Annotated in this window: 23 protein-coding genes; 9 read left to right on the forward strand and 14 right to left on the reverse strand. The window is 35.2% G+C overall.

Annotated elements, in window-relative coordinates; translation table 11 throughout:
* Positions 1–67 precede the first annotated feature (67 nt).
* Positions 68–418 carry a hypothetical protein gene (locus tag IWX84_RS00355; RefSeq protein WP_196848746.1) on the reverse strand — a complete coding sequence of 117 codons (351 nt, stop codon included), beginning with the start codon at positions 416–418 and terminating at the stop codon, positions 68–70.
* Positions 415–1944 carry a bifunctional GNAT family N-acetyltransferase/carbon-nitrogen hydrolase family protein gene (locus IWX84_RS00360; RefSeq protein WP_196848747.1) on the reverse strand — a complete coding sequence of 510 codons (1530 nt, stop codon included), beginning with the start codon at positions 1942–1944 and terminating at the stop codon, positions 415–417. The genes IWX84_RS00355 and IWX84_RS00360 overlap by 4 nt, the downstream gene beginning before the upstream one ends.
* Positions 1945–2130: 186 nt before the next feature.
* Here IWX84_RS00360 and IWX84_RS00365 point away from each other — a divergent pair, with 186 nt between their 5' ends.
* On the forward strand, positions 2131–2463 hold the full coding sequence (locus IWX84_RS00365) for a single-stranded DNA-binding protein (protein WP_196848748.1): 333 nt from the start codon (positions 2131–2133) through the stop codon (positions 2461–2463).
* Positions 2464–2655: 192 nt separating this feature from the next.
* On the opposite strand, the gene IWX84_RS00370 is transcribed toward IWX84_RS00365, so the two are convergent.
* The 8 genes from IWX84_RS00370 to IWX84_RS00405 form a co-directional block, all read right to left on the reverse strand.
* Positions 2656–2811, reverse strand: coding sequence for a hypothetical protein (locus tag IWX84_RS00370; RefSeq protein WP_196848749.1), 156 nt, complete (start codon positions 2809–2811; stop codon positions 2656–2658).
* 69 nt (positions 2812–2880) lie between these two features.
* Positions 2881–3384, reverse strand: a complete 504-nt coding sequence (locus IWX84_RS00375; RefSeq protein ID WP_196848750.1) for a ferritin — start codon at positions 3382–3384, stop codon at positions 2881–2883.
* A gap of 48 nt (positions 3385–3432) precedes the next feature.
* Positions 3433–4062, reverse strand: a complete 630-nt coding sequence (locus IWX84_RS00380) for a chloramphenicol acetyltransferase (RefSeq protein WP_196848751.1) — start codon at positions 4060–4062, stop codon at positions 3433–3435.
* 141 nt (positions 4063–4203) lie between these two features.
* Positions 4204–5475: an OmpA family protein gene (locus IWX84_RS00385; RefSeq protein WP_196848752.1), complete on the reverse strand. Its 1272-nt coding sequence runs from the start codon at positions 5473–5475 to the stop codon at positions 4204–4206.
* A gap of 375 nt (positions 5476–5850) precedes the next feature.
* Entirely contained in the window at positions 5851–6537 is a 687-nt protein-coding gene (locus IWX84_RS00390) for an HAD family hydrolase (protein ID WP_196848753.1), read from the reverse strand.
* Positions 6538–6636: 99 nt separating this feature from the next.
* The gene (locus tag IWX84_RS00395) at positions 6637–7284 is read right to left on the reverse strand and encodes a hypothetical protein (RefSeq protein ID WP_196848754.1); all 648 of its coding nucleotides are present in this window, start codon (positions 7282–7284) and stop codon (positions 6637–6639) included.
* Between the two features lie 135 nt (positions 7285–7419).
* Positions 7420–9516: a methionine--tRNA ligase gene (metG, locus tag IWX84_RS00400; RefSeq protein ID WP_196848755.1), complete on the reverse strand. Its 2097-nt coding sequence runs from the start codon at positions 9514–9516 to the stop codon at positions 7420–7422.
* A gap of 249 nt (positions 9517–9765) precedes the next feature.
* Complete coding sequence (locus IWX84_RS00405; protein ID WP_196848756.1) at positions 9766–10509, reverse strand: DUF3298 and DUF4163 domain-containing protein; 744 nt, start codon at positions 10507–10509, stop codon at positions 9766–9768.
* Between the two features lie 99 nt (positions 10510–10608).
* On the opposite strand from IWX84_RS00405, the gene IWX84_RS00410 reads away from it, so the two are divergent.
* Complete coding sequence (locus IWX84_RS00410) at positions 10609–11760, forward strand: cystathionine gamma-synthase (RefSeq protein WP_317192086.1); 1152 nt, start codon at positions 10609–10611, stop codon at positions 11758–11760.
* Between the two features lie 111 nt (positions 11761–11871).
* On the opposite strand, the gene IWX84_RS00415 is transcribed toward IWX84_RS00410, so the two are convergent.
* A complete protein-coding gene (locus IWX84_RS00415; RefSeq protein WP_196848758.1) occupies positions 11872–12672 on the reverse strand; it encodes a THC0290_0291 family protein in 801 nt (266 codons plus the stop codon).
* A gap of 279 nt (positions 12673–12951) precedes the next feature.
* Between IWX84_RS00415 and gdhA the strand changes: the two genes are divergently transcribed.
* From gdhA to IWX84_RS00445, 6 genes are all read left to right on the forward strand, one after another.
* Positions 12952–14295, forward strand: a complete 1344-nt coding sequence (gdhA, locus tag IWX84_RS00420; protein ID WP_196848759.1) for an NADP-specific glutamate dehydrogenase — start codon at positions 12952–12954, stop codon at positions 14293–14295.
* A 125-nt stretch (positions 14296–14420) separates the two neighbouring features.
* Positions 14421–16709, forward strand: coding sequence for a T9SS type A sorting domain-containing protein (locus tag IWX84_RS00425; RefSeq protein WP_196848760.1), 2289 nt, complete (start codon positions 14421–14423; stop codon positions 16707–16709).
* Positions 16710–16767: 58 nt separating this feature from the next.
* Positions 16768–17481, forward strand: a complete 714-nt coding sequence (gene recO / locus IWX84_RS00430) for a DNA repair protein RecO (RefSeq protein WP_196848761.1) — start codon at positions 16768–16770, stop codon at positions 17479–17481.
* Between the two features lie 129 nt (positions 17482–17610).
* The gene (gene ileS, locus IWX84_RS00435) at positions 17611–21081 is read left to right on the forward strand and encodes an isoleucine--tRNA ligase (protein WP_196848762.1); all 3471 of its coding nucleotides are present in this window, start codon (positions 17611–17613) and stop codon (positions 21079–21081) included.
* Between the two features lie 6 nt (positions 21082–21087).
* The gene (locus tag IWX84_RS00440; RefSeq protein ID WP_196848763.1) at positions 21088–21468 is read left to right on the forward strand and encodes a TraR/DksA family transcriptional regulator; all 381 of its coding nucleotides are present in this window, start codon (positions 21088–21090) and stop codon (positions 21466–21468) included.
* A gap of 85 nt (positions 21469–21553) precedes the next feature.
* Positions 21554–22153, forward strand: coding sequence for a lipoprotein signal peptidase (locus IWX84_RS00445; RefSeq protein WP_196848764.1), 600 nt, complete (start codon positions 21554–21556; stop codon positions 22151–22153).
* A gap of 61 nt (positions 22154–22214) precedes the next feature.
* Here IWX84_RS00445 and IWX84_RS00450 read toward each other — a convergent pair whose 3' ends face one another.
* The 3 genes from IWX84_RS00450 to IWX84_RS00460 are packed head-to-tail and all read right to left on the reverse strand — an operon-like array spanning position 22215 to position 23998.
* Complete coding sequence (locus IWX84_RS00450; RefSeq protein ID WP_196848765.1) at positions 22215–22415, reverse strand: hypothetical protein; 201 nt, start codon at positions 22413–22415, stop codon at positions 22215–22217.
* A gap of 43 nt (positions 22416–22458) precedes the next feature.
* Positions 22459–23028, reverse strand: coding sequence for a 5-formyltetrahydrofolate cyclo-ligase (locus IWX84_RS00455; RefSeq protein WP_196848766.1), 570 nt, complete (start codon positions 23026–23028; stop codon positions 22459–22461).
* Positions 23015–23998, reverse strand: a complete 984-nt coding sequence (locus IWX84_RS00460) for a succinylglutamate desuccinylase/aspartoacylase family protein (RefSeq protein ID WP_196848767.1) — start codon at positions 23996–23998, stop codon at positions 23015–23017. The genes IWX84_RS00455 and IWX84_RS00460 overlap by 14 nt, the downstream gene beginning before the upstream one ends.
* A 127-nt stretch (positions 23999–24125) precedes the next feature.
* On the opposite strand from IWX84_RS00460, the gene uvrC reads away from it, so the two are divergent.
* Positions 24126–25919 carry an excinuclease ABC subunit UvrC gene (gene uvrC / locus IWX84_RS00465; protein ID WP_196848768.1) on the forward strand — a complete coding sequence of 598 codons (1794 nt, stop codon included), beginning with the start codon at positions 24126–24128 and terminating at the stop codon, positions 25917–25919.
* Positions 25920–25925 lie beyond the last annotated feature (6 nt).

Below are 25925 nucleotides of genomic sequence, written 5' to 3' on the forward strand. Positions count from 1 at the left end.
TGCGGATAAAATAGAGGAATAATCTTTTTTCATTTTGGTTAGTTGGTTGGCAGGTTGGGTCTTGGTATCAGATGTCCTTTTTTACAAGCACATAAAAATCATTGTCCAAAACCATATAGCCTTGGTCATACAGGAAATAGTAGGTATTTCCTGTTTTGGTCTGTAGAATATTGGTAAAAAATTCGAAGTCAAAACCTTTGCTTAAAAGTTTTGCACGTGTGGTTTTTGATTTTCCTTCAATATTGAGTTCGGATAGAATGCGGTAATTTTTGCGCAACTTATTGTTGATGTTGCGCATAAAATTAGTGCTGTCTTTGTTTATTTTATTGTTGTAGGCATTACGGCAACCGTCACTGCAAAACTTTTTGTCTTCTCGTCCTATAATCTTTTCTCCACATTCTAAGCAGGTTTTATTCATGGATTGATTTTTCTAATTTCATATAAATCAGTTCGACGGTCTTTTAGGATTCTGGCGCTTCCGTGTTCATGTAGCTCTTTGAGCAAATTTAAATCGACATCTACAATCAAAGTCATTTCAGTATTTGGAGTCGTTTCTGCTTTTATTCCGGTGCTGGGAAATGCAAAATCCGAAGGTGTAAAAACAGCGGTTTGAGCATATTGAATATCCATGTTGTTTACTTTTGGGAGATTCCCAACACATCCGGCAATCGCGACATAACATTCGTTTTCTATCGCTCGTGCTTGTGCACAGTGTTTTACTCGTGTATAGCCACTTTGCGTATCGGTTAAAAATGGGACAAATAAAATATTCATTTCTTCATCGGCCAATAATCTCGACATTTCCGGAAATTCAACATCATAGCAAATCATAATGCCTATTTTCCCACAATCTGTGTCAAAAGTTTTAAATTGTGAACCACCCTTCATTCCCCAATGCAGCACTTCATTTGGAGTGATATGAATCTTATAATACATTTCAGAGGTTCCATCTCTTTTACAAAGAAATCCCACATTATACAAAGTGCCATTTTCTAAATAAGGCATGCTTCCTGAAATGATATTTATGTTATAAGAAATGGCAAGTTCCTGAAATTTTTTGCGAATGGGGTCTGCATATTTGGCTAGTTCTCGAATGGCGTCAGGCTCGGATAGATGATTGTAATCTGCCATTAAAGGAGCAATAAACAACTCAGGAAAAAGGGCAAAATCACTTTTGTAACCTGATATGGCATCAATAAAAAATTCAGCCTGTTCAAATAAGGCTTCAAGATTTATTAACGGACGCATTTGCCATTGAATTAATCCAAGTCTGATGATGCTTTTTTGAGTATTTATTAGTTGGGGACTTTCATCATAATAAATATTGTTCCATTCCAGTAACACAGCAAATTCCTTAGAATCGGTGTCTCCTGGCAAATAGTTTTTCATAATTCTCATTACGTGAAAATCATTACTTAGCTGAAAGGAAAGCACAGTGTCATGCAATTCTTTTAATTTTACTTTTTCGATATACTTTTTCGGAGTCAGTTTTTCAGCATATTTGCTGTAATTTGGAATCCTTCCTGCAAAAACGATTGCCTTTAGGTTTAATTTTTCGCACAATTCTTTTCGGGCATCATACAATCTTCTACCAAGTCTCAAACCTCGATAGTCAGGATGAATAAAAACATCAATTCCGTATAGTATTTCTCCTTTTGGATTGTGTGTTGAAAAGGAAGAGTTCCCTGTTATTTGAGAATAATTCGGATTTTTATCAACTAAAACTTCATCTACAATTAATGATAGTGCAGCACCCACTACTTTTCCGTCTGCTAAAATCACTAATTGTCCTTCAGAAAATAGACCAAGTAACTTCTCGATGTCTTGTTCTTTCCAGTACGAATCTGCCATTTCTGGATAGGACTCTACCATAGATTTTTTTAATTGTTTGTAGTCCTCAAATTCTAGATTTCGTAATTCTACTTTTTTTATTTTGGCTTGCATAACAAATTGATTTCTACCAAATGTAACAATTTAATTCCATTTACAAACGTTTACAAATAGTTACAACCGAAAGTAAGTAGTTATCTACCGAATAATTTTTTGAACTCACCGCATCTTTGCCCTGTTGATTTGAAAGAAGGATTCAACAAATAACTTATATACACTAACATTTAAATTTTACACGCCATGAATGCATTAAGAAACAAAGTACAGTTAATTGGACACGTAGGGAATGATCCAGAAATCAAAAATTTTGACGGAGGAAAAAAATTAGCCAATTTTACAATTGCTACAAACGAAAGCTACAAAAACGATAAAGGAGAAAAAGTTGAAGAAACCCAATGGCACAAATTAGTAGCTTGGGGTAAAACTGCCGAAATCATTGAAAAATATGTTACTAAAGGAAAAGAAATAGCCATTGAAGGGAAATTAACCCATAGAAGTTACGATGATAAAAATGGTGAAAAACGGTATATTACGGAAGTAGTGGTTAACGATGTTCTTCTTTTAGGGAAATAATAGTCCGTAAACATTCTCCGTTTTGGTCTCCTTTTATCATATGGTCATTTTGACTAATGACACCTCTTTAATTAGCTTGTAGTTGTTATGATGTTGCAAACTATTACTGGAAACAAAGCAAAAACCACCGATAATCATCGGTGGTTTTTTTATGTAAAATAAACTAGCGAAAAGCAATCAATTTTCTTTTTTTTATAAATCAAAGCAGGGACATCGTTTGCATCGTTTGTCTTCGCCTTTTTTATATTTTTCGCAACATTCTTTCTTTAAGCCTTTATCAGCTTTATCGCTTTTAGGGCCTGCTTTTTTATCCTTTCTCTTTTCCTTATTTTTATTCTTTTTACTCAATTTGTAGAGAATTAAAATTATGAGATAATGCTCCTTTTGTGCTAAATAGAGTGACTATTTATTGTCTTTTTAAACCGTGGATTTTTCAGACAGTTGTTGGATATCTCTATCAAATAAATACAAACCGCCTTTATCATCGCCAATTAAGTTTATTTTATCTAAAATAAGTTTAGCCTGAGCTTCTTCTTCAATTTGTTCGGATACGTACCACTGCAAGAAGTTGTGTGTAGCATAATCTTTCTCAGACAGTGAAATATCAACTAATTCGTTGATAGCAGCTGAAACAAAAATTTCGTGTTTATAAAGCTCTTCAAACATTTCTTTGAATGTTTCATAGGTTGTCTTTGGTGCTTTTAATTCTGTAACTCGGGCATGACCGCCACGTTCGTTGATGAATTTCACCAACTTAAGCATGTGCGCGCGTTCCTCATCCGATTGTACATACATAAATTTCGAAATCCCTTCCAAACCATGAGTTTCAGACCAAGAAGCCATAGAAAGGTAAATTTGTGAAGATTCAGCTTCGATACGAACCTGATGGTTTAGTGCGGTTTCAATGGTTTTTGATAACATGGCTAAGTTTTTAAAGTTTCCTTCGTAAAGTTACAAAAAATACTTAGTTTACTGATTCATAATTTCTTGGAAATAATCAACAAATTGTCCCAGATGAAGACCATCCATTAATCCGTGATGCACATGAATTGACATTGACATGGTTCTTTTGCCGTTTTCAGTAACCATCATTTTTCCAAAGGAAATCTTCGGGCAACTGTCCGGAAAAGTATAACTTCTGGCGTGTGATAGTGAAGTGAAATTGAGCCATGGAATGGCTGAAAAATGGATTACATTGTCGTCTTCGAAAGTTCTTGTAAAAAGACCAGCAGTATTTTGTACGCGTTCAATTTCTGTTTTTGCCGTTTTTTCGAAAACAGTAAAATCAACATTGTATTCAATCAAAGAGAATCCAAAGGATCCGTCTTCCCGCCCGATTGTTGCGGAGCCATTTATTTGGTCATAAATATAAATTTGGTCTTCATAAATACGATAACGGAACGATTCAATCGAATTTACTGCAACCAATGTTTTGTGAAGGTAGTAGATAAAAAAAGAGGTATTCAACTCTTTAGTTCTTTTATAAGCCCTCGTGCAATCTATTACAACTGTTGCCCCAAAAAATGGTTCTTCAAATTGTCTAAAAAAATGAAAATGTGATGCCCTTGGCCAGTTTTCTAAATCTAACAGTGCTTTCAAAATTCAAGGTTTATATTATTTGCAAAAATAAAGTTATTCTTTTAATATGGAAGGTCATTTTTTATGAAAATCTAAAATAGGATAAATAAAAAAAGCCCTAAAGGAAATTTCCTTTAGGGCTTTTTGATATAAAGAAGTAAATTATTTTACTCTAAAAGTAACTCTTCTTACTAATTTTCTTGCAGCATCTGAATCTTTATCAACTGAAGTGTCTTCACCAGCAGCAACTACATTCAATCTTGAGGCATCTACATTAGCTTTTACTAAAGTGTTTTTTACATTAGTTGCTCTTGCATTAGATAATTTATCATTGTAAGCAGATCTTCCTAATTCGTCAGCATGACCAATAATGTCAACTGAAGCAGAAGGATTGTTTCTTAAGTAAGTTAAGATAAAATCAGTACCTTCAGTAGAAACGTTAGTTGGTGTTGATTTGTTGAAATCAAAATAAACAGCTACATAACCACCATTAATTAAACTTTTAATCAATTCATTATTGTATACAACAGAACCGTCTCCAGTATTAGCTGCATAGTTTTTCATGATGTAAGCTTCAGTTTCATCAGGAACATTGTTGTTGTTTTTATCAATAGATCTTCCTTTAGTGTCAACCATTTGACCAGCAGGAGTATTTTGTTCTTGATCTAAATAATCAGCTACGCCATCATTGTCAGTATCTAACATTTTGTTTTCGATAGCCATAAATCTTGCGTCAATTGCAGCAAATTTACCTTCGTTATCAATAACCCAGTCAGCATGTTTTACATCTTTACCTAAGTAAACAGTTAAACCTACAGTACCATTAAAAAGAACTCCAGAAAATCCATTTGAACGAACTCTACTTGCTGTATCAAATGTAAGATTCTGACGAGCATTTACGATAGTCGTAAAATCACCTGTTAATGCAATTCTGTTTGTCAATTTGATTTGACCAGTTACACCAGCCATTAAGTTACCCATTCTGTCTTTTGCATAAGTAGGATTTTCTCTTTCCAAAAATGACAAACCTACACCTGCGTGACCTAATAAACCTAAAGTTTTAGTCCAAGTTTCAAAACTCATGATTCTACCTAAGTTAGCAACTCCTTGTAAGTCTACTCTGTAATACTTTGTGTCAAAAGGAAGTGAATTATCACCTTCTTGAAAACTGTTGTAACCAAAATCAGCTTTTAAACCAAATTTGTTGTTAAACATGTATCTAACTCCTAAATCTGCAACATAAGGACTAACTACTGCAGTTCTGTAACCTGCTGTCATTGTTCTTGTAGGTTTGTTGAAACCACCGGCTAATTCAACAGACCATTTGTTGTACGTGTTTTCTACAGCAGTTTCTGTAGTTTTTACTGTCTCTGTTTGAGCGCTTAAGGTTGTGAAACCAGCTGCGAAAACTAAAGTAAGTATGATTTTTTTCATAATTTTAATTTTTAAATTCTTGGCAAAAATACAACATATTGTTTTATGAGTTTTTTCTAACAGTTAATTTTGTAACAAATAATTTTAATTCTGTAAAAATCGGAATTAATATATGAAATTAAAGTATAGTAAATCAGATTGTTATGTTTTTTTAAGAAGGGTATAAATAGAATTATTTTTTTAAAAAAAGAATAAATCTGCAGTAAAAACACCTCAAAAACAGGTCATTTTACCTTTTTTTTAGTCATTATGGACTGAGTTTAAGCGCTAAAATAGCGCAGAAAACGGCTTTAAATTATAAAAAATCGTTTTAATTGATTTAGACTAAACCCAAAAGTTTAGACAAATTTATAATAGGTCTTTTTAAAAGCTTAACTATTCCAGTCGTTTTAATACATCAGTTATTTTTTCGAAAGCACTGAAATTCTCGTGCTCTACTTTATGGTCGATTTTTTCATGTGCCCAAGTCGTGTGAAACGGAATATGTACGGCGTGTCCGCCAATAGCTAAAACCGGTAAAACATCTGATTTCAATGAATTTCCAATCATAAAGAATTCCGAAGGTTGTATTTCCAAACGCTTTATTAAGTCAGAATAATCGATTTCCTGTTTGTCTGACATCACCTCTATATGATGAAAATAATGACCCAGACCAGAATTATGTAATTTTCGTCGTTGGTCTAATAAATCGCCTTTGGTGGCAACAACTAGTTTATATTTTCCTTTTAATGCTTCTAATGTTTCTTCGACTCCTTCCAATAATACGATTGGTTTTTCTAGTAATTCTTTTCCGTATTGGATAATTTTCTCAATCATTGCAATGGGAAGTGTATTATTCGAAATAGTCATCGCTGCTTCAATCATCGAGAGAATATAGCCTTTTATTCCGTAGCCGTACAATCTTAAATTGTCGATTTCCACTTTAAAAAGTTCCTGAGAAATCCCTTGATGCGATAAATAATCCTCCATCAACCCACAAAATTTTTTCTCGGTTTCATCAAAATACGTTTCGTTTACCCAAAGGGTATCATCGGCGTCGAAGGCTATTACTTTTAGGCTCATTTGGATAAAATTAGATGTTTGTCAAAACTATAACATTTTTAAAAAACAATGGGGCTCATCAAGCCCCATTGTTTTTTATTTTTTATTTTTAGGGAAGAATTATCCTTTTTCATAAGGAAAATTGCGCCCCACTTTTCTCATCATTCTTTCCATAACTGCATTTGCGGAACTCATCACATCTTCGCTCATTTGTTTGTAGAATCGCCAAAGTAATTCACCATCTTTTGCATTATAGATGTTCATTGTTAATTCACCAGTTGCAACTTTACCGGTGCCAAAGCCTATTAAAAGAGTTTTAACTATCGCAACACCCTCGCTGCTTGTTTTTTCGTAAGCATAACTGCATTTTAAAACGGCATCAACTCCAAGTATTTTCGCAATTGCATCTGGTGTCATTGTGTCGATTTTATCAAATATGCCATTTTGTTTTAAAAGTGCATTTGTTCTTTCCGTATCTTGTATTGTGACGGTATAATCTGGTGACTTTCGTAAAAGGTAAGTATATAAACCTGATTGTAAATTATCGCTTAATTTTATTTCTTCTGCAGCGTTAGTACTGACATCAAAATTTTTCGGTAATCGTTTGTAGGAAATAGTAGATTTGAAGGGTAATAATGCAATAGTCTTTTGATTAGCAATTTCTTGTTTTAGCTTTGGTGATTCAAAAATTTGTTTAGAACTTTCAAATTGTGCAAACATGAACATGCTTGAAAACAAACAGATAATAATTAGTAGATTTTTTTTCATAATGTGCTTAGGTCTTTAATAAGATAATTAATACGTTTTCGCAAATATATTATTTTAATTAAAATAAAAATGTCAAAAAATCTATTTATTTTCTGAATAGATTTTTTGACATTTAGTTCGCTATGGAAATAAAATTTAATTTATCGTCTCTCCATTCGCAGCTTCAGCATCCGGATTTACAAAAACTAATTTTCCTTTAGCATTTGTGGTCATCAAGATCATTCCTTGACTTTCTACGCCACGAAGATTTCTTGGAGCCAAATTAACTAGAACGGTTACTTTTTTACCCACAATTTCTTCTGGCGAAAAACTCTCGGCAATTCCCGAAACAATCGTGCGAACGTCAATACCGGTATCTACTTTCAAAATCAAAAGCTTGTTGGCTTTTGGCATTTTTTCTGCTTCTAGAATGGTTCCAACGCGCAAATCCATTTTGGCAAAATCCTCAAATTGAATCGCTTCTTTTTGTGGTTCGGACACCTTGTTTTCGGCTTTATTCGCTGTTTTTGTAGCTTCCAATTTATCTATTTGTTTTTGGATTTCCTCATCTTCAATTTTGGCAAAAAGCAATTCTCCCGAAACTTCGGGACCGCCAATTTGGTGTCCCGTCGGAATTAAATCCGAAGTTTCAGCGATTGAATTCCAACCGATTTTATTTTCAATTTTTAAAATTCTAGATAATTTTGTTGCTGTGAAAGGTAAAAACGGTTCACACAACACGCTTAAAGCAGCAGCAATTTGCAAGGCTACATACATTTGTGTTTGCACGCGCTCTGGGTTGTCTTTGATAACTTTCCAAGGCTCTTCATCGGCTAAATATTTATTTCCTAAACGCGCCACATTCATCAATTCGCTTAACGCTTCACGGAAACGGTATCTTTCAATCGAACTAGAAATAACCGCTGGATAGGCTTTCAATTCGGTTAATACTTCATTGTCATAATCCGTGAAGTTTGGAGTTCCCCCTTCGGGTGTTAGGGGGCTTGGTTGCGGAACAACGCCATTGTAGTATTTATTGGTTAAAACCACCACACGATTAATGAAATTCCCATAAATCGCTACCAATTCGTTATTATTTCTCGCTTGAAAATCTTTCCACGTAAAATCATTATCCTTAGTTTCTGGCGCATTCGAAGTCAAAGCATAACGCAAAACATCTTGCTGATTCGGAAATTCTTCCAAATATTCGTGCAACCAAACCGCCCAGTTTTTAGACGTAGATAATTTATTTCCTTCCAAGTTCAAGAACTCATTTGCAGGAACATTATCTGGTAAAATATAGCTGCCTTCGGCTTTTAGCATCGCCGGAAAAATGATGCAGTGAAAAACAATATTGTCTTTCCCTATAAAGTGAACCAGTTTAGTGTCTTTGTCTTTCCAGTACGGTTCCCAATCTTTTCCTTCGCGCAAAGCCCATTCCTTGGTTGATGAAATATAGCCAATTGGCGCATCAAACCATACGTATAATTTTTTCCCTTCGGCACCTTCAATGGGAACGTCAATTCCCCAATCGAGGTCACGCGTTACCGCACGAGGTTCTAATCCGCCATCAATCCATGATTTTACTTGTCCGTAAACATTAGGTTTCCAGTCGTTTTTATGCCCTACAAGAATCCATTCTCTCAAAAAATCTTCATAACGATCCAAAGGCAAAAACCAGTGCTTCGTCGATTTCATAATAGGAGATTCTCCTGTAATTGTCGATTTTGGATTAATCAAATCCGTAGCATTCAGCGTAGAACCGCATTTTTCGCATTGGTCGCCATAGGCTTCTTCGTTGCCACATTTTGGACAAGTTCCCACCACAAAACGGTCTGCCAAGAACTGATCCGCTTTGGCATCATACAATTGCTCCGTTACTTGTTCTATAAAATCTCCTTTTTCATATAAAGTTCTAAAAAATTCCGAAGCCGTATCATGGTGAATTTTAGCCGAAGTTCTGGAGTAATTATCAAACGAAATTCCGAAATCCGAGAACGATTTTCTGATAATTCCGTCATATTTATCGATTACTTCCTGAGGTGTAATGCCTTCTTTTTTGGCTTTCATAGAAATCGCTACGCCGTGTTCATCGCTTCCGCAAACAAACAAAACGTCTCTACCTTGCAAACGTAAATAACGGGAATAAATATCAGAAGGCACGTAAACCCCCGCCAAATGTCCAATGTGAATTGGTCCGTTCGTATAAGGCAATGCCGCTGTAATCGTATATCTTTTTGGATTCTGTGTCATAAAATTATTTTTAGATTCTGAAATTAATTCAGAAGGCGGTGCAAAAATAAGTATTTTTATGATAACGTAGGGGCAAGTGGCGACTTGTCCGTACACAATTTGCCATTATTCGTGATTTTCAGGAGAGTTTATTGTGAGTTTATAGGAGCAATTTCCCGTCTCGTACGAATGACGAGATTGCAATTTTTTCTTTTGTAAAGAAAAAAGCAAGGGGATTTGCATTGCAATCGGTAGGGTATTGTGAATTAACTATTTCAATCTCAAATAATCATTCACTTCTTGGTAAGACAATAACAATTCTTTTGGCCCATCTGAATAGGAGGCCGCTTCATATAGGTTGTAATATAAAAGCAATCCTTTGTCTGTGTAAAAAATATTTTGTGGAAGTTCGAATTTTTCGTCTTCAAACATCAATCCTGTGGAATTTATGGATTGGTTTTCGGGGATTTTATATTTGGCTCTGAATTTTTTTTCGGCGAAAGCCTTAAAAGCATTCTTGTTCTTAAATATTTTATTGTTTGAGATTGTTTTTCCTGTTTCTGGATCAAAAATTAAGGAACGTAAACCTTGATAACCATGAGCGCCACCCGTATAGGTATAATGATTGATTTCGATATTCAAAATACTATCCGATTGGTATTTTATACTGCCTTCAATTTTTGCTTCCCAGCCAAAAGTATCTTTAGGAAAATTCTTTTGCAGTTTTTCATAGGAACCAATAAAGGAAGTCAATAAACCATTATAATTTGTTGAGGTATATGGCTTTTCACCAAAATAAATAATCTCTTTCAAAACAGAAAACACTTTTTTATTGATGCTATCTGCAACCACTGGGACATCTTTGGCAACTGGGATTCGTAAAGTAATTTGAGGGCACTTTCCCTTGCATGGCAATGTCGTTTTTTTCTGGAAGGACTTGTCTTCAAAAACTAATTCTTTAGAACAACGCGCCATTGACAAAAGTAATACGGCAAAAAGGATAATGTGTTTCATCTCAAAAATGTTAATTAAATACAAAGGTATCAACTTGCCGCTTGGATAGAATAAATTAAAGGGTAAATTTGTGAAACTATTTCGCATTTAAAAAATAAAATACATATGAAATTCAATACAAAAGCCATTCACGGTGGTCAGCACCATGATCCAAGTACAGGAGCCGTTATGCCTCCTGTATATCAAACTTCAACATTTGTACAAACAAGTCCAGGTAAGCCGGTAAATCCGGATTATGAATATAGCAGGGCCGCAAACCCTACTAGAACGGCACTTGAAAACGCATTGGCAAGTATTGAAAACGGAACAAGAGGTTTGGCTTTTTCATCAGGATTAGCGGCCACGGATTGTCTTTTACGTTCTTTTAAATCCGGAGATGAAATCATCGCTATGGATGATTTGTATGGTGGAACTTACAGAATGTTTACTCGTATTTATAAAGATTCAGGGATTAAATTTCATTTTGTTGACATGAATGACATTGAGAAATTCAAGTCATTGATTAATGAAAACACAAAACTAGTTTGGGTGGAAACACCGACAAATCCACTGATGAAGTTGGCGGATATTCAAGAAATTGCTAAAATCACAAAGGAGAATAAAATTCTTTTTGCCGTAGATAATACTTTTGCTACTCCTTATTTGCAAAAACCATTAGACTTAGGAGCAGATATTGTAATGCATTCTGCGACGAAATATCTTGGCGGGCATTCTGATGTTATTGCTGGAGCTTTGATTGTAAAAGACGAAGCGCTGGGAGAACAATTGCATTTTCAACAATTTGCAACGGGAGCTACGCTAGGACCAATGGATAGTTTTTTAGTGTTGAGAGGAATAAAAACCTTGCATTTACGCGTGCAGAGACATTGTGAGAATGGGGAAAAAGTGGTTGCATTTTTAGACAATCATCCAAAAGTAAAAAGAGTTTATTATCCAGGATTGCCAAGTCATCCGTATCATGAAATTGCCAAAAAACAAATGAGTGGTTTTGGAGGAATGGTTTCTTTTACTTTTGCTTCAGGCAAAAAAGAGGATGCCATTAAATTTTTGGAGAATCTTAAAGTGTTCACTTTAGCAGAATCTTTGGGCGGAGTAGAATCATTGGCAAATCATCCCGCTTTGATGACACACGCATCGATTCCGGAAGACAAAAGAAAAGAAATTGGAATTACAGATGATCTGGTTCGATTGAGCGTAGGTATAGAAGATGCGGAAGATTTAATTGAAGATTTAAAACAGGCGTTAGCATAATTGCAAAATACAATAGTCAGCTTTTCTCTTTTATAGAGTAGAGTGTAAATAATAAACCCAATTCTGAAATTTAGAATTGGGTTTTTCGTTTTTATAATACTTGTATTTCCACTATTGTAAATAATAGATATAACCAACATTAAACCAAACCAACCAATCGTTTGCTTTGTTTTCTTTATAGAGAGCCGGATTAGGATTTAAACCATCCACCCAGTTGGAGAAGAAATATTGAAATCGTAAGTCCACCATTAAATCGCGTAACGGACTTAATTTATAACGTGTTCCTACACTTGATATAACAGACCAAACGTTCCCTCCTTCAGTGGAAAATCCATAAGGACGACCATCAGTTGGGGTTAGATATTTAGGAAATGTGGTTAAAGGAGTTCCTAATGGGCCCATGGTTGAGTAAGCTTTGGCATTATAATAACTGAATTGACCACCAAGACTTACAAACGGGCCTAACTTGCCAATTGTTGCGGTAAAATCACGAATACTTAAAGGGAAAAATTCCAACTGCATTCCTATATTGGTAATTGCAGTACTTCCTCTCATCGCTCTCAATTGATCTTTTCCTAACGAAGGTTTGCCTTCAGTCCATTGTCCAAAATGTTTTAATTCGGTTTTATTGTAGGATATTTCAGTTCTTAGTTTGAAATGGTCGTTAAAGTAGGTTTCGGGAGTATAGCAGTTACAATCAGCTCTGTAGGAGAAATTTATATAATGAATAATACCAATCCCCATTCCAGTATTTCCAGAATTGGTTTTTAAATCATGACGTTCCCCATAGTCAGATTGAAAGGCCACAGGCCCAGCAATAACTCCTATTTCATGAGAAAATCCAAATTGTGCATTTGAATTATAAGAGAATCCCAATAGGATAATTAAGAATAGTAGTAAATGTTTGACCATTATAAGGTAAGTTTTCATAATCTGAACAAATATATAAAAACATCACTTAGTAATTTAGAAAAATAGAATTTAAAAATAAGTGCACAAAATCTTATTTGGTTACGAAAACCACAACGATTTGGTTTAAAACGAGCGTTTGGGAATGGATTTCTTTGAAAATGCTTAATAAAAAGATAATTCTATTGATAAAACAAAAAAAACGACTCCAATATTGCTAGAAGGCGTATATTTGTACTCACTAACGAAAACGTTTTCTTAAACGTTAATAATCTATTAATCATGTCACAAAGTATTACTACTTTTATCGAATCGGTTGCTAAAAAGAATCCGAACGAGCCGGAATTTATGCAAGCAGTTTTAGAAGTTGCTGAAACAGTAATTCCTTTTATCGAAGAAAATAAAAAATACCAAAACAAAATGCTTTTGGAAAGAATGGTCGAGTCAGATCGTATCATTATGTTTCGAGTAACTTGGATTGATGATAAAGGTGAAACTCAAGTAAATAGAGGATACCGTATTCAAATGAATTCGGCTATTGGACCATATAAAGGAGGACTTCGTTTTCATCCTTCCGTAAATTTAAGTATTTTGAAATTTTTAGCTTTTGAGCAAACGTTTAAAAATAGCTTAACGACATTGCCAATGGGTGGTGGAAAAGGTGGAGCTGATTTTGATCCAAAAGGAAAATCAGATAATGAAGTAATGCGTTTTTGCCAAAGTTTCATGACTGAGTTGTGTAAACATATTGGTGCTGATACGGATGTTCCTGCTGGAGATATTGGTGTTGGAGGAAGAGAAGTAGGATATATGTTTGGTCAATACAAAAGAATCAGAAACGAATTTACTGGTGTTTTGACTGGTAAAGGAATTTCTTTTGGTGGTTCATTAATCAGACCAGAAGCGACAGGTTATGGAGCAGTGTATTTTGCTCAAAGCATGTTGGCTACAAAAGGAGATAGTTTTACAGGAAAAACAGTTGTGGTTTCCGGTTCAGGAAATGTGGCGCAATATGCTACTGAAAAAGCGACTCAATTAGGTGGAAAAGTGGTTACTATGTCAGATTCTGCTGGATATATTTATGATGCTGATGGAATTGACGCAGAGAAACTAGCGCACGTAATGGTAATCAAAAATGAGTTAAGAGGTAGAATTAGTGATTATGTTACTAAATATCCAACCGCAAAATACGTTGCAGGAAAACGTCCATGGGATGTAAAATGTGATATTGCGTTGCCTTGTGCTACTCAAAACGAATTGAACGAAGACGAAGCAAAAGCTTTAGTGGCACACGGATGTATCTGTGTTGCTGAAGGAGCTAACATGCCAACTATGCCTGATGCGGTTATTGTTTTTCAAAAAGCAAAATTATTATTCGCTCCAGGAAAAGCATCTAATGCTGGTGGAGTAGCAACTTCAGGTCTAGAAATGTCTCAAAACTCATTGAGATTGAGCTGGAGTTCTGAAGAAGTGGACGAAAGGTTAAAAGGGATTATGTTAAATATTCACGCTTCATGTGTGAAATATGGTTCTGATGCAACTGGTTATGTTGACTATGTAAAAGGAGCAAACATTGCAGGATTTGTAAAAGTAGCTGATGCTATGCTAGCTCAAGGAGTAGTATAAATCGGTTTTAATTATAATTTAAAATGCCTTCTACCTATATTAAGGATAGAAGGCATTTTTTTTGTGTAACAAAATTCTAATACTTTCGTTTGTTCTATATTTGTAAACCAATATTCATACAAATAATGAAAAACAGGCTTTTACTTTTTGTATTACTCATAACAGTACAATTGGGTTTTTCCCAAAACAATCTCTTGTGGCAAGGCTATTTTTCCTATAATGAAATTACAGATCTTTCGGAATCATCATCAACTATTTATGCAGCTTCGGAAAACGCATTGTTTTCTAAGAATACCACCACAAGCCAAATTAAAACCACCAATACTATTGACGGGCTTTCAGGGCAAACGATTTCATCATTATATTATAGTGAGGCATTCAATAAAACATTGGTTGGATACGAAAATGGATTGATGATTGTCATAAATGAAGCGGATGGAAGCATGCTGAATGTGGTCGATATTATTAATAAACAACTTCCTTCAAACATAAAAAAAATCAATCACTTCATGGAATTTGAAGGCATTGTTTATGTCTCCTGTGATTTTGGAATTGTTCAGTTCAATTTAAAGACGCTGCAATTTGGAGACACCTATTTCATCGGCGGTAATGGCGCAGAAATAAGTGTGAAACAGACCACAATATTCAATGGATTTATTTATGCGGCCACAAATACAGGCGTTAGAAGAGCAACTATTTCTAATAAAAACTTAGTTGATTTTAATCAATGGGAGTTGATTGTGGCAGGAAATTGGTTCTGTGTGTCAAGCTTTGGTACAGATTTGTATTCCATTAATTCTTCGGGATATATTCATAAATATGATTCCAACTCGAATTCTTTTATAGGATATAAAGCGCTTGCTCAACCTTCACAGGATATGCGAGGGACAGCGGATTACTTGATAATAACCACTTTGAACAGTATTTATGTTTACAACAAACAGATGGTGCTCGTTCGTCAAATTAATTCAAACCAAATCACCGAAACGAATCCCAATTTTACTTGCGCAACAATTATAGGGGATACGATTTTTATTGGAACAAAAGCTGACGGATTGATAACCACTTCTCTTTTGTCCTCCACGATGTTTGAAAATAGCACTCCAATTGGGCCATCGCGAAATAATATATTCGCACTTCAAGCAACTACAGATCAGCTTTGGACCGTATTTGGAGATTACACCGTGGATTACAATCCTTACGAATTAGATAGTTACGGCATAAGTAAATACAATGCTTCCGGATGGTTGAATATTCCTTACAAAAAAGTTTTAGGGGCAAAATCACTGGTTAGAATCACGGTTAATCCAGCAAATGAGAACGAAGTTTATGTCAGTTCATTTTTCTCAGGATTGCTAAAAATCGTAAATGACGAGCCTAAAATTCTGTATAATCAAACTAATAGTGGTTTAGAAACGCTAACTTTTTTGGGACCAAATTACATTGATGTGAGGATAAATGGAACTGCATTTGACAAATCCGGTAATCTTTGGGTTACCAATAGCAGAGTAAAAAACGGTTTAAAAGTATTGAAATCGGGAGGGCAATGGCAAAGCTATGCAATGGACAATATTCTGAATTTATCCAATGAAAACAGTTTTGGGCGAATGGCAATCGATAAAAACGGAACCAAATGGCTTTCTACAAGCAGAGACGGGGTTATAGGTTTTAATGAAAGTATTAATAAATTTAAAAAAATAACTTCAGGTCCCGATACGGGTAATTTACCTATTTCGGATGCAAGGGTTGTTGCCGTTGATGCCAGAAACCAACTTTGGATAGGCACTACAAAAGGCTTGCGAATTTTGTCTAATGTTGGGAGTTACCTGACTGATGATAAACTGACTACAAACCCCGTAATTATTTTAGAAGAAAATTTGGCACAAGAGTTACTTTACGAACAATTTATCACCGATATTGTTGTGGATGGGGCCAATAATAAATGGATTGGCACCGCCGATTCAGGTGTGTTTTTAGTCTCGCCAAACGGACAGGAAACCAAATATCATTTTACCACCAGCAATTCGCCTTTGCCAAGCAATGTTATAAATGACATTGATATAAATAGCAAAACAGGCGAAGTTTTTATTGCTACCGCCAAAGGATTGATTTCTTTCAAAGGAGTTGCAACGGCAGCGAATGATGATTTAAGCAATGTTTTTGTTTACCCAAATCCTGTGCGACCGGAATATGAAGGAACCGTAAAAATTGCCGGATTACTGGATAAAGCCAATATTAAAATCACCGATATAGAAGGGAATTTAGTTTATGAAACCATTTCCGAAGGAGGAACCATAGAATGGGATACCACTGCTTTTGGAAAATACAAAGTCGCTTCGGGAGTGTACATGATTTTTATTTCGGCGCAAGACGGGATCGAAACCAAAGTCAAAAAAGTAATGATAATCAGGTAAATTAAAGAGTGAATTTAATTTTTCAATCTTTAAATTTTTCAATCTTTAAATTAAAATAGTGCAAGTTAAAACCAAAGCGATCGTCATTTCCTCGTTAAAATTTCAGGAAAAAAGCTTGATTGTGAAGTGCTTTACGCAGTCTCATGGATTAAAATCCTATTTTGTCCGGGATGCTTTTTCGAGTCGAAAATCCAATCAAAAAATCGCTTACTTTCAACCGATGACAATTCTCGAAATCGAAGCCGTTCACAAAAACAAAGGCACTTTAGAAAATTTCAAAGAGATAAAAATCGCTTCCCCTTTTCATTCGATACATTCGGATATTTACAAAAGTACTATTGTGATGTTTATTTCCGAAATCCTGCATCATTCTATTCACGAAGAGGAAAAAAACGAACACTTATTTACGTTTTTGGAAACCGCTTTGCATTGGTTGGATAACCATGACGAAATCGCTAATTTTCATTTGATATTAATGTTGGAAACCACAAAATACCTCGGTTTTTATCCAGATATTTCTGATATTGATATGCCTTTTTTCGAAATGACCGAAGGTATTTTCACGCCTTTTCACGCGATTAGTTCGCTTACCGAACATGAAACTAATTTGTTTAAAAAACTGATCGATTTAAAATTCGATAATGACCAAAAAGTATTTCATGTCATTGAAAGACAAATTGTTTTGAAGATATTAATTGATTATTATAGTTATCACCTTGACGGGTTCAAAAAACCAAAATCTCTGGACGTTTTAAAAGAAGTTTTCTCCTAGAATGTACTATTGTCGGACTTATGATGAATTTTATCGAATTCTCTATTCAATTTTGTCTATTTTCTCTCATCTTTTCTTTCTTTTATTCAAAATTCCTTACTTTCGCACCTCGATTTAGAAAAGGATAAAATGAGCACAAAATTTACTGAATACAAAGGACTTGACTTACCAACTGTAGCGTCAGAAGTTCTGGATTTTTGGAAGAAAGAAAACATATTCGAGAAAAGTGTAACTACTCGTGAAGGAAACCAACCATTCGTGTTTTTTGAAGGTCCGCCTTCGGCAAATGGATTACCAGGAATTCATCACGTAATGGCGCGTGCGATTAAAGATATTTTTTGCAGATATAAAACTCAAAAAGGGTTTCAAGTTAAGCGTAAAGCCGGTTGGGATACGCACGGATTACCTGTGGAATTAGGTACCGAGAAAGAATTAGGAATTACCAAAGAAGATATTGGGAAAACGATTTCCATCGAAGAATATAACGAAGCGTGTAAAAAAACCGTGATGCGTTATACGGACGTCTGGAATGATTTGACCGAAAAAATGGGATATTGGGTTGATATGGAAGATCCATATGTGACGTACAAATCCAAATATATGGAAACGGTTTGGTGGATTTTGAAACAAATCTATAAGAAGGATTTGATGTACAAAGGCTACACGATTCAACCGTACTCTCCAAAAGCCGGAACTGGTTTAAGTTCTCACGAAGTCAACCAACCGGGAAGTTACCGTGATGTGACTGATACTACTGTTGTGGCGCAATTTAAAGTGATTGAGGAACACAGAGAATTGTTGGTCTCTAAGTTTTACGAGTACATCACTTCAAAAAACTTGCAACATTACAAATTAGAAGCTTTGGATTTAGATGAAATCTTTATCTTAGCTTGGACCACAACGCCATGGACTTTGCCAAGTAATACGGCTTTGACTGTAGGTCCGCGTATTGAATATGCATTGGTCAAAACATTCAATCAATATACTTTTCGTCCTGCAACTTTGATTTTGGCAAAGAATTTAGTTGGAAAACAATTCGGAAAAGGTTTCTTCGAAAGTGGGGAACCAGCTGATTTTGAAAATTTCAAAGAAGGCGATAAGAAAATTCCTTACCAAGTTCTTGCGGAATGCAAAGGTTCTGATTTAGTGGGAATAAAATACGAGCAATTGTTGCCATTTACATTACCGTATCAAAATCCAGAAAATGCTTTCCGAGTAATTTCAGGTGATTTTGTAACTACCGAAGATGGAACAGGAATTGTACATACTGCGCCAACATTTGGTGCTGATGATGCAAAAGTGGCTAAGGAAGCTACGCCAGAAGTTCCGCCAATGTTAGTTTTAGACGAAAATGGAAATCCTGTTCCGTTAGTAGATTTACAAGGAAAATTCACTTCTCACATGGGTGAATATGCCGGAAAATATGTAAAAAACGAATATTATAACGATGGTGAAGCGCCAGAACGTTCTATAGACGTGGAGCTTGCCATTCGATTAAAAGAAGAAAATAAAGCCTTCAAAGTAGAGAAATACGTACACAGTTATCCACATTGCTGGAGAACCGATAAACCTATTTTATATTATCCTTTAGATTCTTGGTTTATAAAAATCACGGAGGTTCGAGACAGAATGTTTGACTTGAATGAAACAATTAACTGGAAGCCAAAAGCTACCGGAGAAGGTCGTTTTGGAAATTGGTTGAAAAACGCCAATGACTGGAATTTATCGCGTTCCAGATATTGGGGAATTCCACTGCCAATCTGGAGAACTGAAGAAGGAACCGAAGAGATTCTAATTGGTTCTGTTGAAGAATTATACAACGAAATAGAAAAATCTATCGCTGCAGGTTTCCAAAAAGAAAATCCTTTCAAAGGGTTTGAAATTGGGAATATGGCGGAATCAAATTACGATTTAGTTGATTTACATAAAAATGTAGTGGATGAAATTACTTTGGTTTCTGCTTCTGGCAAACCGATGACGCGCGAAGCTGATTTGATTGACGTTTGGTTTGATTCGGGTTCAATGCCTTATGCACAATGGCATTATCCCTTTGAAAACAAAGATAAGATTGACGAAAATAAAGACTTCCCGGCTGATTTTATTGCTGAAGGTGTCGATCAAACGCGTGGTTGGTTTTATACGTTGCATGCTATTGGAACATTAGTTTTCGATAAAGTAGCGTACAAAAATGTAGTTTCTAATGGATTGGTTTTAGACAAAAACGGACAAAAAATGTCCAAACGTTTAGGCAATGCTGCGGATCCTTTCGAAACATTAAAAGAATACGGTCCTGATGCGACGCGTTGGTATATGATATCGAATGCAAATCCTTGGGACAACCTGAAATTTGACTTAGAAGGAATCGCTGAGGTTCGTCGTAAATTCTTCGGAACATTATACAATACGTATTCATTCTTTAGTTTATATGCCAATATTGACGGTTTCAAATTCGAAGAAGCAGAAATTCCGCTAAACGAAAGACCGGAAATTGACCAATGGATTATTTCAGAATTAAATACTTTGGTGAAAGATGTAGATAGTTTTTATGCGGATTACGAACCAACGAAAGCAGCTCGTGCAATCTCTGAATTTGTACAGGAAAACTTGAGTAACTGGTACGTTCGTTTGTGCAGAAGACGCTTCTGGAAAGGGGAATATGCGCAAGATAAAATCGCGGCTTATCAAACTTTATATACCTGTTTGTTGACCATAAGTAAACTAGGCGCGCCTATTGCGCCATTCTTTATGGATAAACTTTACAGAGACTTAACAGTACCAACAATCCCGACGCTTCGGGAAGAAAAATACGAGAGTGTACATTTGGCAGAGTTCCCAATTTCGGTTGAAAACTATGTTAATAAAATGTTAGAGAGCAAGATGCAGAAGGCACAGACCATTTCATCATTGGTTTTATCGCTTCGAAAAAAGGAAATGATAAAGGTGCGTCAACCTTTGCAAAAGGTAATGATACCAGTACTTGACGAGAATCAGAGAGCTGAAATTGAGGCTGTTTCTGACCTTATAAAAGCAGAGGTAAACGTGAAGGAAATCGTACTTTTGGACGATGCTTCTGGTATTTTGGTGAAACAAATTAAGCCAAATTTCAAGGCACTAGGACCTCGTTTCGGAAAGGATATGGGCTTGATTTCTAAGGAGATACAAGGGTTTTCAAAAGAGCAAATCGCTCAATTGGACAAGGAAGGAAGCTTGGATATTGTTATTGCAGGAAATAACGTAACTTTAACATTAGAAGATGTAGAAATAACATCGCAAGATATTGAAGGTTGGCTGGTTGCCAATTCAAACGGAATAACGGTTGCGCTTGATATTACAATTTCTGAGGAGTTGAAACAAGAAGGTATTGCAAGAGAATTAGTAAACAGAATTCAGAATATCCGTAAAGATTCAGGATTTGAAGTTACTGATAAAATTAAGGTTCAATTGAAAAGAAATGGACTTTTGGAACAAGCAATTCTCAAAAATGTAGACTATATTAAATCGGAAACATTAACTAATGATTTGGTTTTTGAAGATGAAATAGAAAACGGTACGGAAATTGAATTTGACGAAATAAAAACAATGATATTAATTTCAAAATAATAGAATATGGTAGATGAAGCTACAAGATACTCTGACGCAGATTTAGCAGAGTTCAAAGTGATAATACTTAACAAAATACAAAAAGCACAAGCAGATTTAGATTTGATAAAAAGTGCTTATATGAATGACTTGAATAATGGGACAGATGATACATCTCCAACATTCAAAGCATTCGAAGAAGGAAGCGAAACTATGTCTAAAGAAGCAAACTCGCAACTAGCTATTCGTCAAGAAAAGTTTATTCGAGATTTGAAAAATGCGCTCTTTCGTGTAGAAAACAGAACATATGGTGTGTGTAAAGTTACAGGTAAATTAATAGGGAAAGAAAGATTGAAAATCGTTCCTCACGCTACAATGAGCATCGAAGCAAAGAATTTGCAAAGATAAACTACTTGTTGTGTAATATTTAACGCTCCTAAGGGAGCGTTTTTTTTGATTAAATTGTTACTTTTGCGCCATTAAAATTTATAAAATGTCTTTACGAAAAGCGTATCTCCTTATTTTTATCATATTGCTTGTTGATCAAGTTTCAAAAATATACATCAAAACTAATTTTATTTTAGGTGAAGAAGTAGAAGTCTTCAAATGGTTTAAAATTCTTTTCATTGAAAATGAAGGAATGGCTTGGGGAACAGTTATTCCTGGAGCTTACGGAAAATTATTCCTCACACTTTTTAGATTAGTTGCTGTTGGGGGTATTGGATATTGGTTATGGGATTCTGTTGAAAGAAAACAGAGCTCTAATTACTTAATTGTTGCCATTGCATTAATCCTTGCAGGAGCTTTTGGAAACATAATAGATTCTGTATTTTACGGCGTTGTTTTTAATGACAGCCACCAAGAATTGGCCACATTGTTTTCAGATAGACCTTATGGGACTTGGTTTCACGGTAAAGTAGTGGATATGTTTTATTTTCCTTTTTGGCAAGGAGATTTGCCGAATTGGGTGCCAATTTGGGGCGGCAGAAATTTCACTTTTTTTAATGCAATTTTCAATGTTGCCGATATGGCGATTTCAACTGGTGTTGGAATCTTGATTTTTTTCAATAAAAAAGCATTTCATCACAAATAGATTTCATCCTATCAATAAAATAAGAAAGACCTATTTCAAATTATGAAATAGGTCTTTGTTATTATTTGTTTTGTCCAGGCGCATAGCGTTTAGCGCTTTTTCCACCATATATTTTTTTCGCTTGTCCTGGGGGAAGTTTTTTGGCGTTATAAGAAGATCTGTTTGTGCCCGTTCTTGTGTGAATCGTGCAATTTGATAATGAAATCGCAAATATGCCAACTAGAATAGTTACTGCGAATCTGGAATTTTTAAATATTTTCATAGTTTACTTTGGTTTTATCCGCTGCGAAAGTACGGATAAAAAACTAAAACGAATAAATTGAATTTGGTGTTACACAAAAATCCAATTGTATGTCACTTTCAAAGATATCTGTGATTGTTTCTTCGGCTTCAAAAAATGAAAATCCAATTTTAATGGTTTCCGGATTGCATTCAGATAAAAGAATATCATAAAACCCTTTACCGTAACCCACCCGATGACCTTTTTTGTCGAAAGCTAAAAGCGGAACAAAAACGACCTCAATTTTATGGGAAGGAACTTCAATTCCATCAACTGGTTCCGGGATATTGTATTTATTTTTTTTAATTTTGGTGTTGTCCGTCAGTAAGAAATGGGTCATTTTTCTAGTTTCAAAATCACTTTTAGAAATAATTATGTCCTTGTCTTTACCGGAAAGTAGATGCAGAATAAATTCGGTATTTACCTCATGATGTTCCGTTATGGGTAAGAAAATATGAAAATAGCTTTTCTCCCAAATAGGAAGTTTCAGCAGTTTATTGGCAATTGCCAAACTCATTTCTTCCAACTCATATTCACCAATTTGTTTCCGCAGTGCTTTATACTTTATTCGTAAATTCTTTTTATTCCTCTCCATTTTCTGCAGTATTTGACATGTGATAAATAGCATCGCCTTCATATACAATAGGTGAAAGATTGGCATTTATTACGTAACCGTCATTCGGGGCTTTTATTTTTCGTTCAAATTTTCCGTAGGGATCCGTTATGGTGGCAAGGATAGATCCTTTTTTCAAAAAAGTTCCTATGGTGTTGTAATCATGCAATAATCCGGAACATTTAGCTCTAACCCAGCCAGATTTTTCAATATAGATGGTTGGTGTTTTTTGTTCCGTAACGATGTGTTTTGGATCTAACATATCAAGATGTGAAAGCAATCGTTTTACGCCATTTACGCCTTCATTGGCTATAGCATTATTAATATCAAGAGATTTTCCGCCTTCAAAAAGCAACATTTTCACATTTAATTTTTCGCTGGCACTTCTAAAAGAACCGGAAATATTTTTTGAATACAAAGTAAAAGGAGCATTGAACACATCAGCCAATTCTTTTAATTCTTCATTATTATGAGTAAGGCGAATTTGAGGCGCATTGAATCGGCTGGCGCCACCAGCATGAAAATCAACGGCATAATTTACAACTGGCATGATTTCAGTCAAAATATGGAATGCAAATCGACTAGCCAAAGAACCCGTTTTACTTCCGGGAAATACTCTATTTAAATCTCTGCCATCCGGAAATTCCCGTGATTTATTGACAAATCCATATACGTTTATGATAGGAATGCAGATGATTGTTCCTTTTTTTGGCCTGTTAATTTTTTTGCTGATTAGCTGTCGAACGATTTCCACTCCATTGATCTCGTCACCATTAATTCCTGCTGAGAAAAGTACAACAGGTCCATCAATTTTAGAACGGCGGACAATAACAGGGATATTTAATTTGGTTGTGGTATGTAGTCGGGCAATTTCCACATTAATGGTTTTGCTTTCGCCTGGAATAATGCTTTCGCCAAAAATTATTATTGGTGCGGAATTATTTTTTATCATAAGTTCTTGAAAAGATAAAAATAACGATAATTACGAATCACAAACTAAATTTTTGATAAAACTTTCAACAAAAAGATTTCAATGGTATTGATTTGTATTTCGGAAATTTTGAGATTAACTTTGTTACATGAATCCAACAACTTTAGCCCTTCAAATTCAAACCTTGCCAGATAATCCCGGGGTATATCAATATTACGACAAAGAAGGGAAAATTTTGTATGTGGGCAAAGCCAAAAATTTAAAAAAAAGGGTTTCTTCTTATTTTAATAAAATTCATGATACAGCCAAAACCAATGTGCTTGTAAAAAAGATTGTAACCATAAGACACATAGTTGTTCCTACGGAAACGGACGCGCTTTTATTGGAAAACAACCTTATAAAAACCTTGCAGCCTCGGTATAATGTGTTGTTGCGCGATGACAAAAGTTATCCGTGGTTGTGTATCAAGAAAGAACCTTTTTCCCGCATATTTGCTACTCGGAGAATGGTCAAAGACGGATCGGAATATTTTGGACCTTATACCAGTTTCAAAACGGTCAGTACTATTTTGGAACTGATAAAAGAGTTGTATCCGCTTCGAACTTGTAACTATGATTTAAGTAAAAACAATATCGAAAGTGGGAAATTTAAGGTTTGTCTCGAATATCACATTGGTAATTGTATGGGGCCATGTGAAGGACATGAAACTTTAGAAAATTACCAAAGGCAAGTTGATGCGATTCGCGAAATTTTAAAAGGGAATTTCAAGGAAAGCATGAAAGATTTCAAGCGTGTCATGACTGATTTGGCTGCTGACATGCATTTTGAAGAAGCCCAAAAAATCAAAGAAAAAATAGAAGTGCTGGAGAATTACCAATCGCGTTCTACGATTGTCAATCCAAAAATTACAAATATCGATGTGTTCTCAATTGTTTCTGATGAAAGTGCTGCGTATGTCAATTTTTTACAAATTTCCCATGGTTCGATAATTCGGTCTCATACCATGGAGATCAAAAAGAAACTCGACGAAACTGACGAAGAGTTATTAGAATTGGCGATTGTCGAATTAAGGGAGCGTTTTCATTTATTGTCTCGAGAAGTTATCGTTCCATTCCATGTTGATTTGGGAGAAAATATAAAAATTACCGTTCCGCAATTGGGTGACAAAAAACAAATATTGGATTTGTCCATTCGTAACGCTAAGTTTTACCGAATTGAACAGTTGAAGCAATTGCAAATTGTAGATCCGGAGCGCCACACCAAAAGGATTATGGCGCAAATGCAAAAAGACCTGCGATTGCCTGTCGAACCACGACATATCGAATGTTTTGATAATTCGAATATTCAAGGAACCAATCCTGTTGCCGCCTGTGTGGTTTTCAAAGATGGGAAACCAAGCAAAAAAGACTACCGTCATTTTAATATAAAAACCGTCGAAGGCCCCGATGATTTTGCTTCGATGACCGAAGTCGTTTATCGCCGTTACAAAAGATTATTAGATGAGGAACAGCCTTTGCCGCAATTAATTATCATTGATGGTGGAAAAGGACAATTATCATCGGCATTGAAAAGTATCGATGAATTGGGTCTGAGAGGAAAAATTACCGTAATAGGAATTGCCAAAAGACTGGAAGAATTATTTTACCCGGGCGATTCTATTCCGCTTTATTTAGACAAAAAATCGGAAACCTTGAAAGTGATTCAGCAATTGCGTAACGAGGCGCACCGTTTTGGAATTACGCATCATAGGGATAAAAGGAGCAAAGCTGCACTGAATTCGTCCATAGAATCGATCCCAGGAATTGGTGAAAAAACAATGCTAACGTTAATTCAACATTTTAAAAGTGTTAAAAGATTGAAATTAGCTACAGAAAATGATATTTCTGACGTTATAGGAGTATCAAAAGCGAAAAAAATTGTCGAATTTTACAAGAATAATTAGCATTTT

The organism is Flavobacterium sp. CG_9.10 (assembly GCF_015752245.1).
In the GTDB taxonomy this organism is placed as follows: Bacteria; Bacteroidota; Bacteroidia; order Flavobacteriales; family Flavobacteriaceae; genus Flavobacterium.

Bases quoted from the DNA above. Each gene is read 5' to 3' on its own strand.
- IWX84_RS00355 (WP_196848746.1), bottom strand. From the start codon at position 418: ATGAATAAAACCTGCTTAGAATGTGGAGAAAAGATTATAGGACGAGAA.
- IWX84_RS00360 (WP_196848747.1), bottom strand. From the start codon at position 1,944: ATGCAAGCCAAAATAAAAAAAGTAGAATTACGAAATCTAGAATTTGAG.
- IWX84_RS00365 (WP_196848748.1), top strand. From the start codon at position 2,131: ATGAATGCATTAAGAAACAAAGTACAGTTAATTGGACACGTAGGGAAT.
- IWX84_RS00375 (WP_196848750.1), bottom strand. From the start codon at position 3,384: ATGTTATCAAAAACCATTGAAACCGCACTAAACCATCAGGTTCGTATC.
- IWX84_RS00385 (WP_196848752.1), bottom strand. From the start codon at position 5,475: ATGAAAAAAATCATACTTACTTTAGTTTTCGCAGCTGGTTTCACAACC.
- IWX84_RS00390 (WP_196848753.1), bottom strand. From the start codon at position 6,537: ATGAGCCTAAAAGTAATAGCCTTCGACGCCGATGATACCCTTTGGGTA.
- IWX84_RS00395 (WP_196848754.1), bottom strand. From the start codon at position 7,284: ATGAAAAAAAATCTACTAATTATTATCTGTTTGTTTTCAAGCATGTTC.
- metG (WP_196848755.1), bottom strand. From the start codon at position 9,516: ATGACACAGAATCCAAAAAGATATACGATTACAGCGGCATTGCCTTAT.
- IWX84_RS00405 (WP_196848756.1), bottom strand. From the start codon at position 10,509: ATGAAACACATTATCCTTTTTGCCGTATTACTTTTGTCAATGGCGCGT.
- IWX84_RS00415 (WP_196848758.1), bottom strand. From the start codon at position 12,672: ATGGTCAAACATTTACTACTATTCTTAATTATCCTATTGGGATTCTCT.
- gdhA (WP_196848759.1), top strand. From the start codon at position 12,952: ATGTCACAAAGTATTACTACTTTTATCGAATCGGTTGCTAAAAAGAAT.
- IWX84_RS00425 (WP_196848760.1), top strand. From the start codon at position 14,421: ATGAAAAACAGGCTTTTACTTTTTGTATTACTCATAACAGTACAATTG.
- ileS (WP_196848762.1), top strand. From the start codon at position 17,611: ATGAGCACAAAATTTACTGAATACAAAGGACTTGACTTACCAACTGTA.
- IWX84_RS00440 (WP_196848763.1), top strand. From the start codon at position 21,088: ATGGTAGATGAAGCTACAAGATACTCTGACGCAGATTTAGCAGAGTTC.
- IWX84_RS00445 (WP_196848764.1), top strand. From the start codon at position 21,554: ATGTCTTTACGAAAAGCGTATCTCCTTATTTTTATCATATTGCTTGTT.
- IWX84_RS00450 (WP_196848765.1), bottom strand. From the start codon at position 22,415: ATGAAAATATTTAAAAATTCCAGATTCGCAGTAACTATTCTAGTTGGC.
- IWX84_RS00455 (WP_196848766.1), bottom strand. From the start codon at position 23,028: ATGGAGAGGAATAAAAAGAATTTACGAATAAAGTATAAAGCACTGCGG.
- IWX84_RS00460 (WP_196848767.1), bottom strand. From the start codon at position 23,998: ATGATAAAAAATAATTCCGCACCAATAATAATTTTTGGCGAAAGCATT.
- uvrC (WP_196848768.1), top strand. From the start codon at position 24,126: ATGAATCCAACAACTTTAGCCCTTCAAATTCAAACCTTGCCAGATAAT.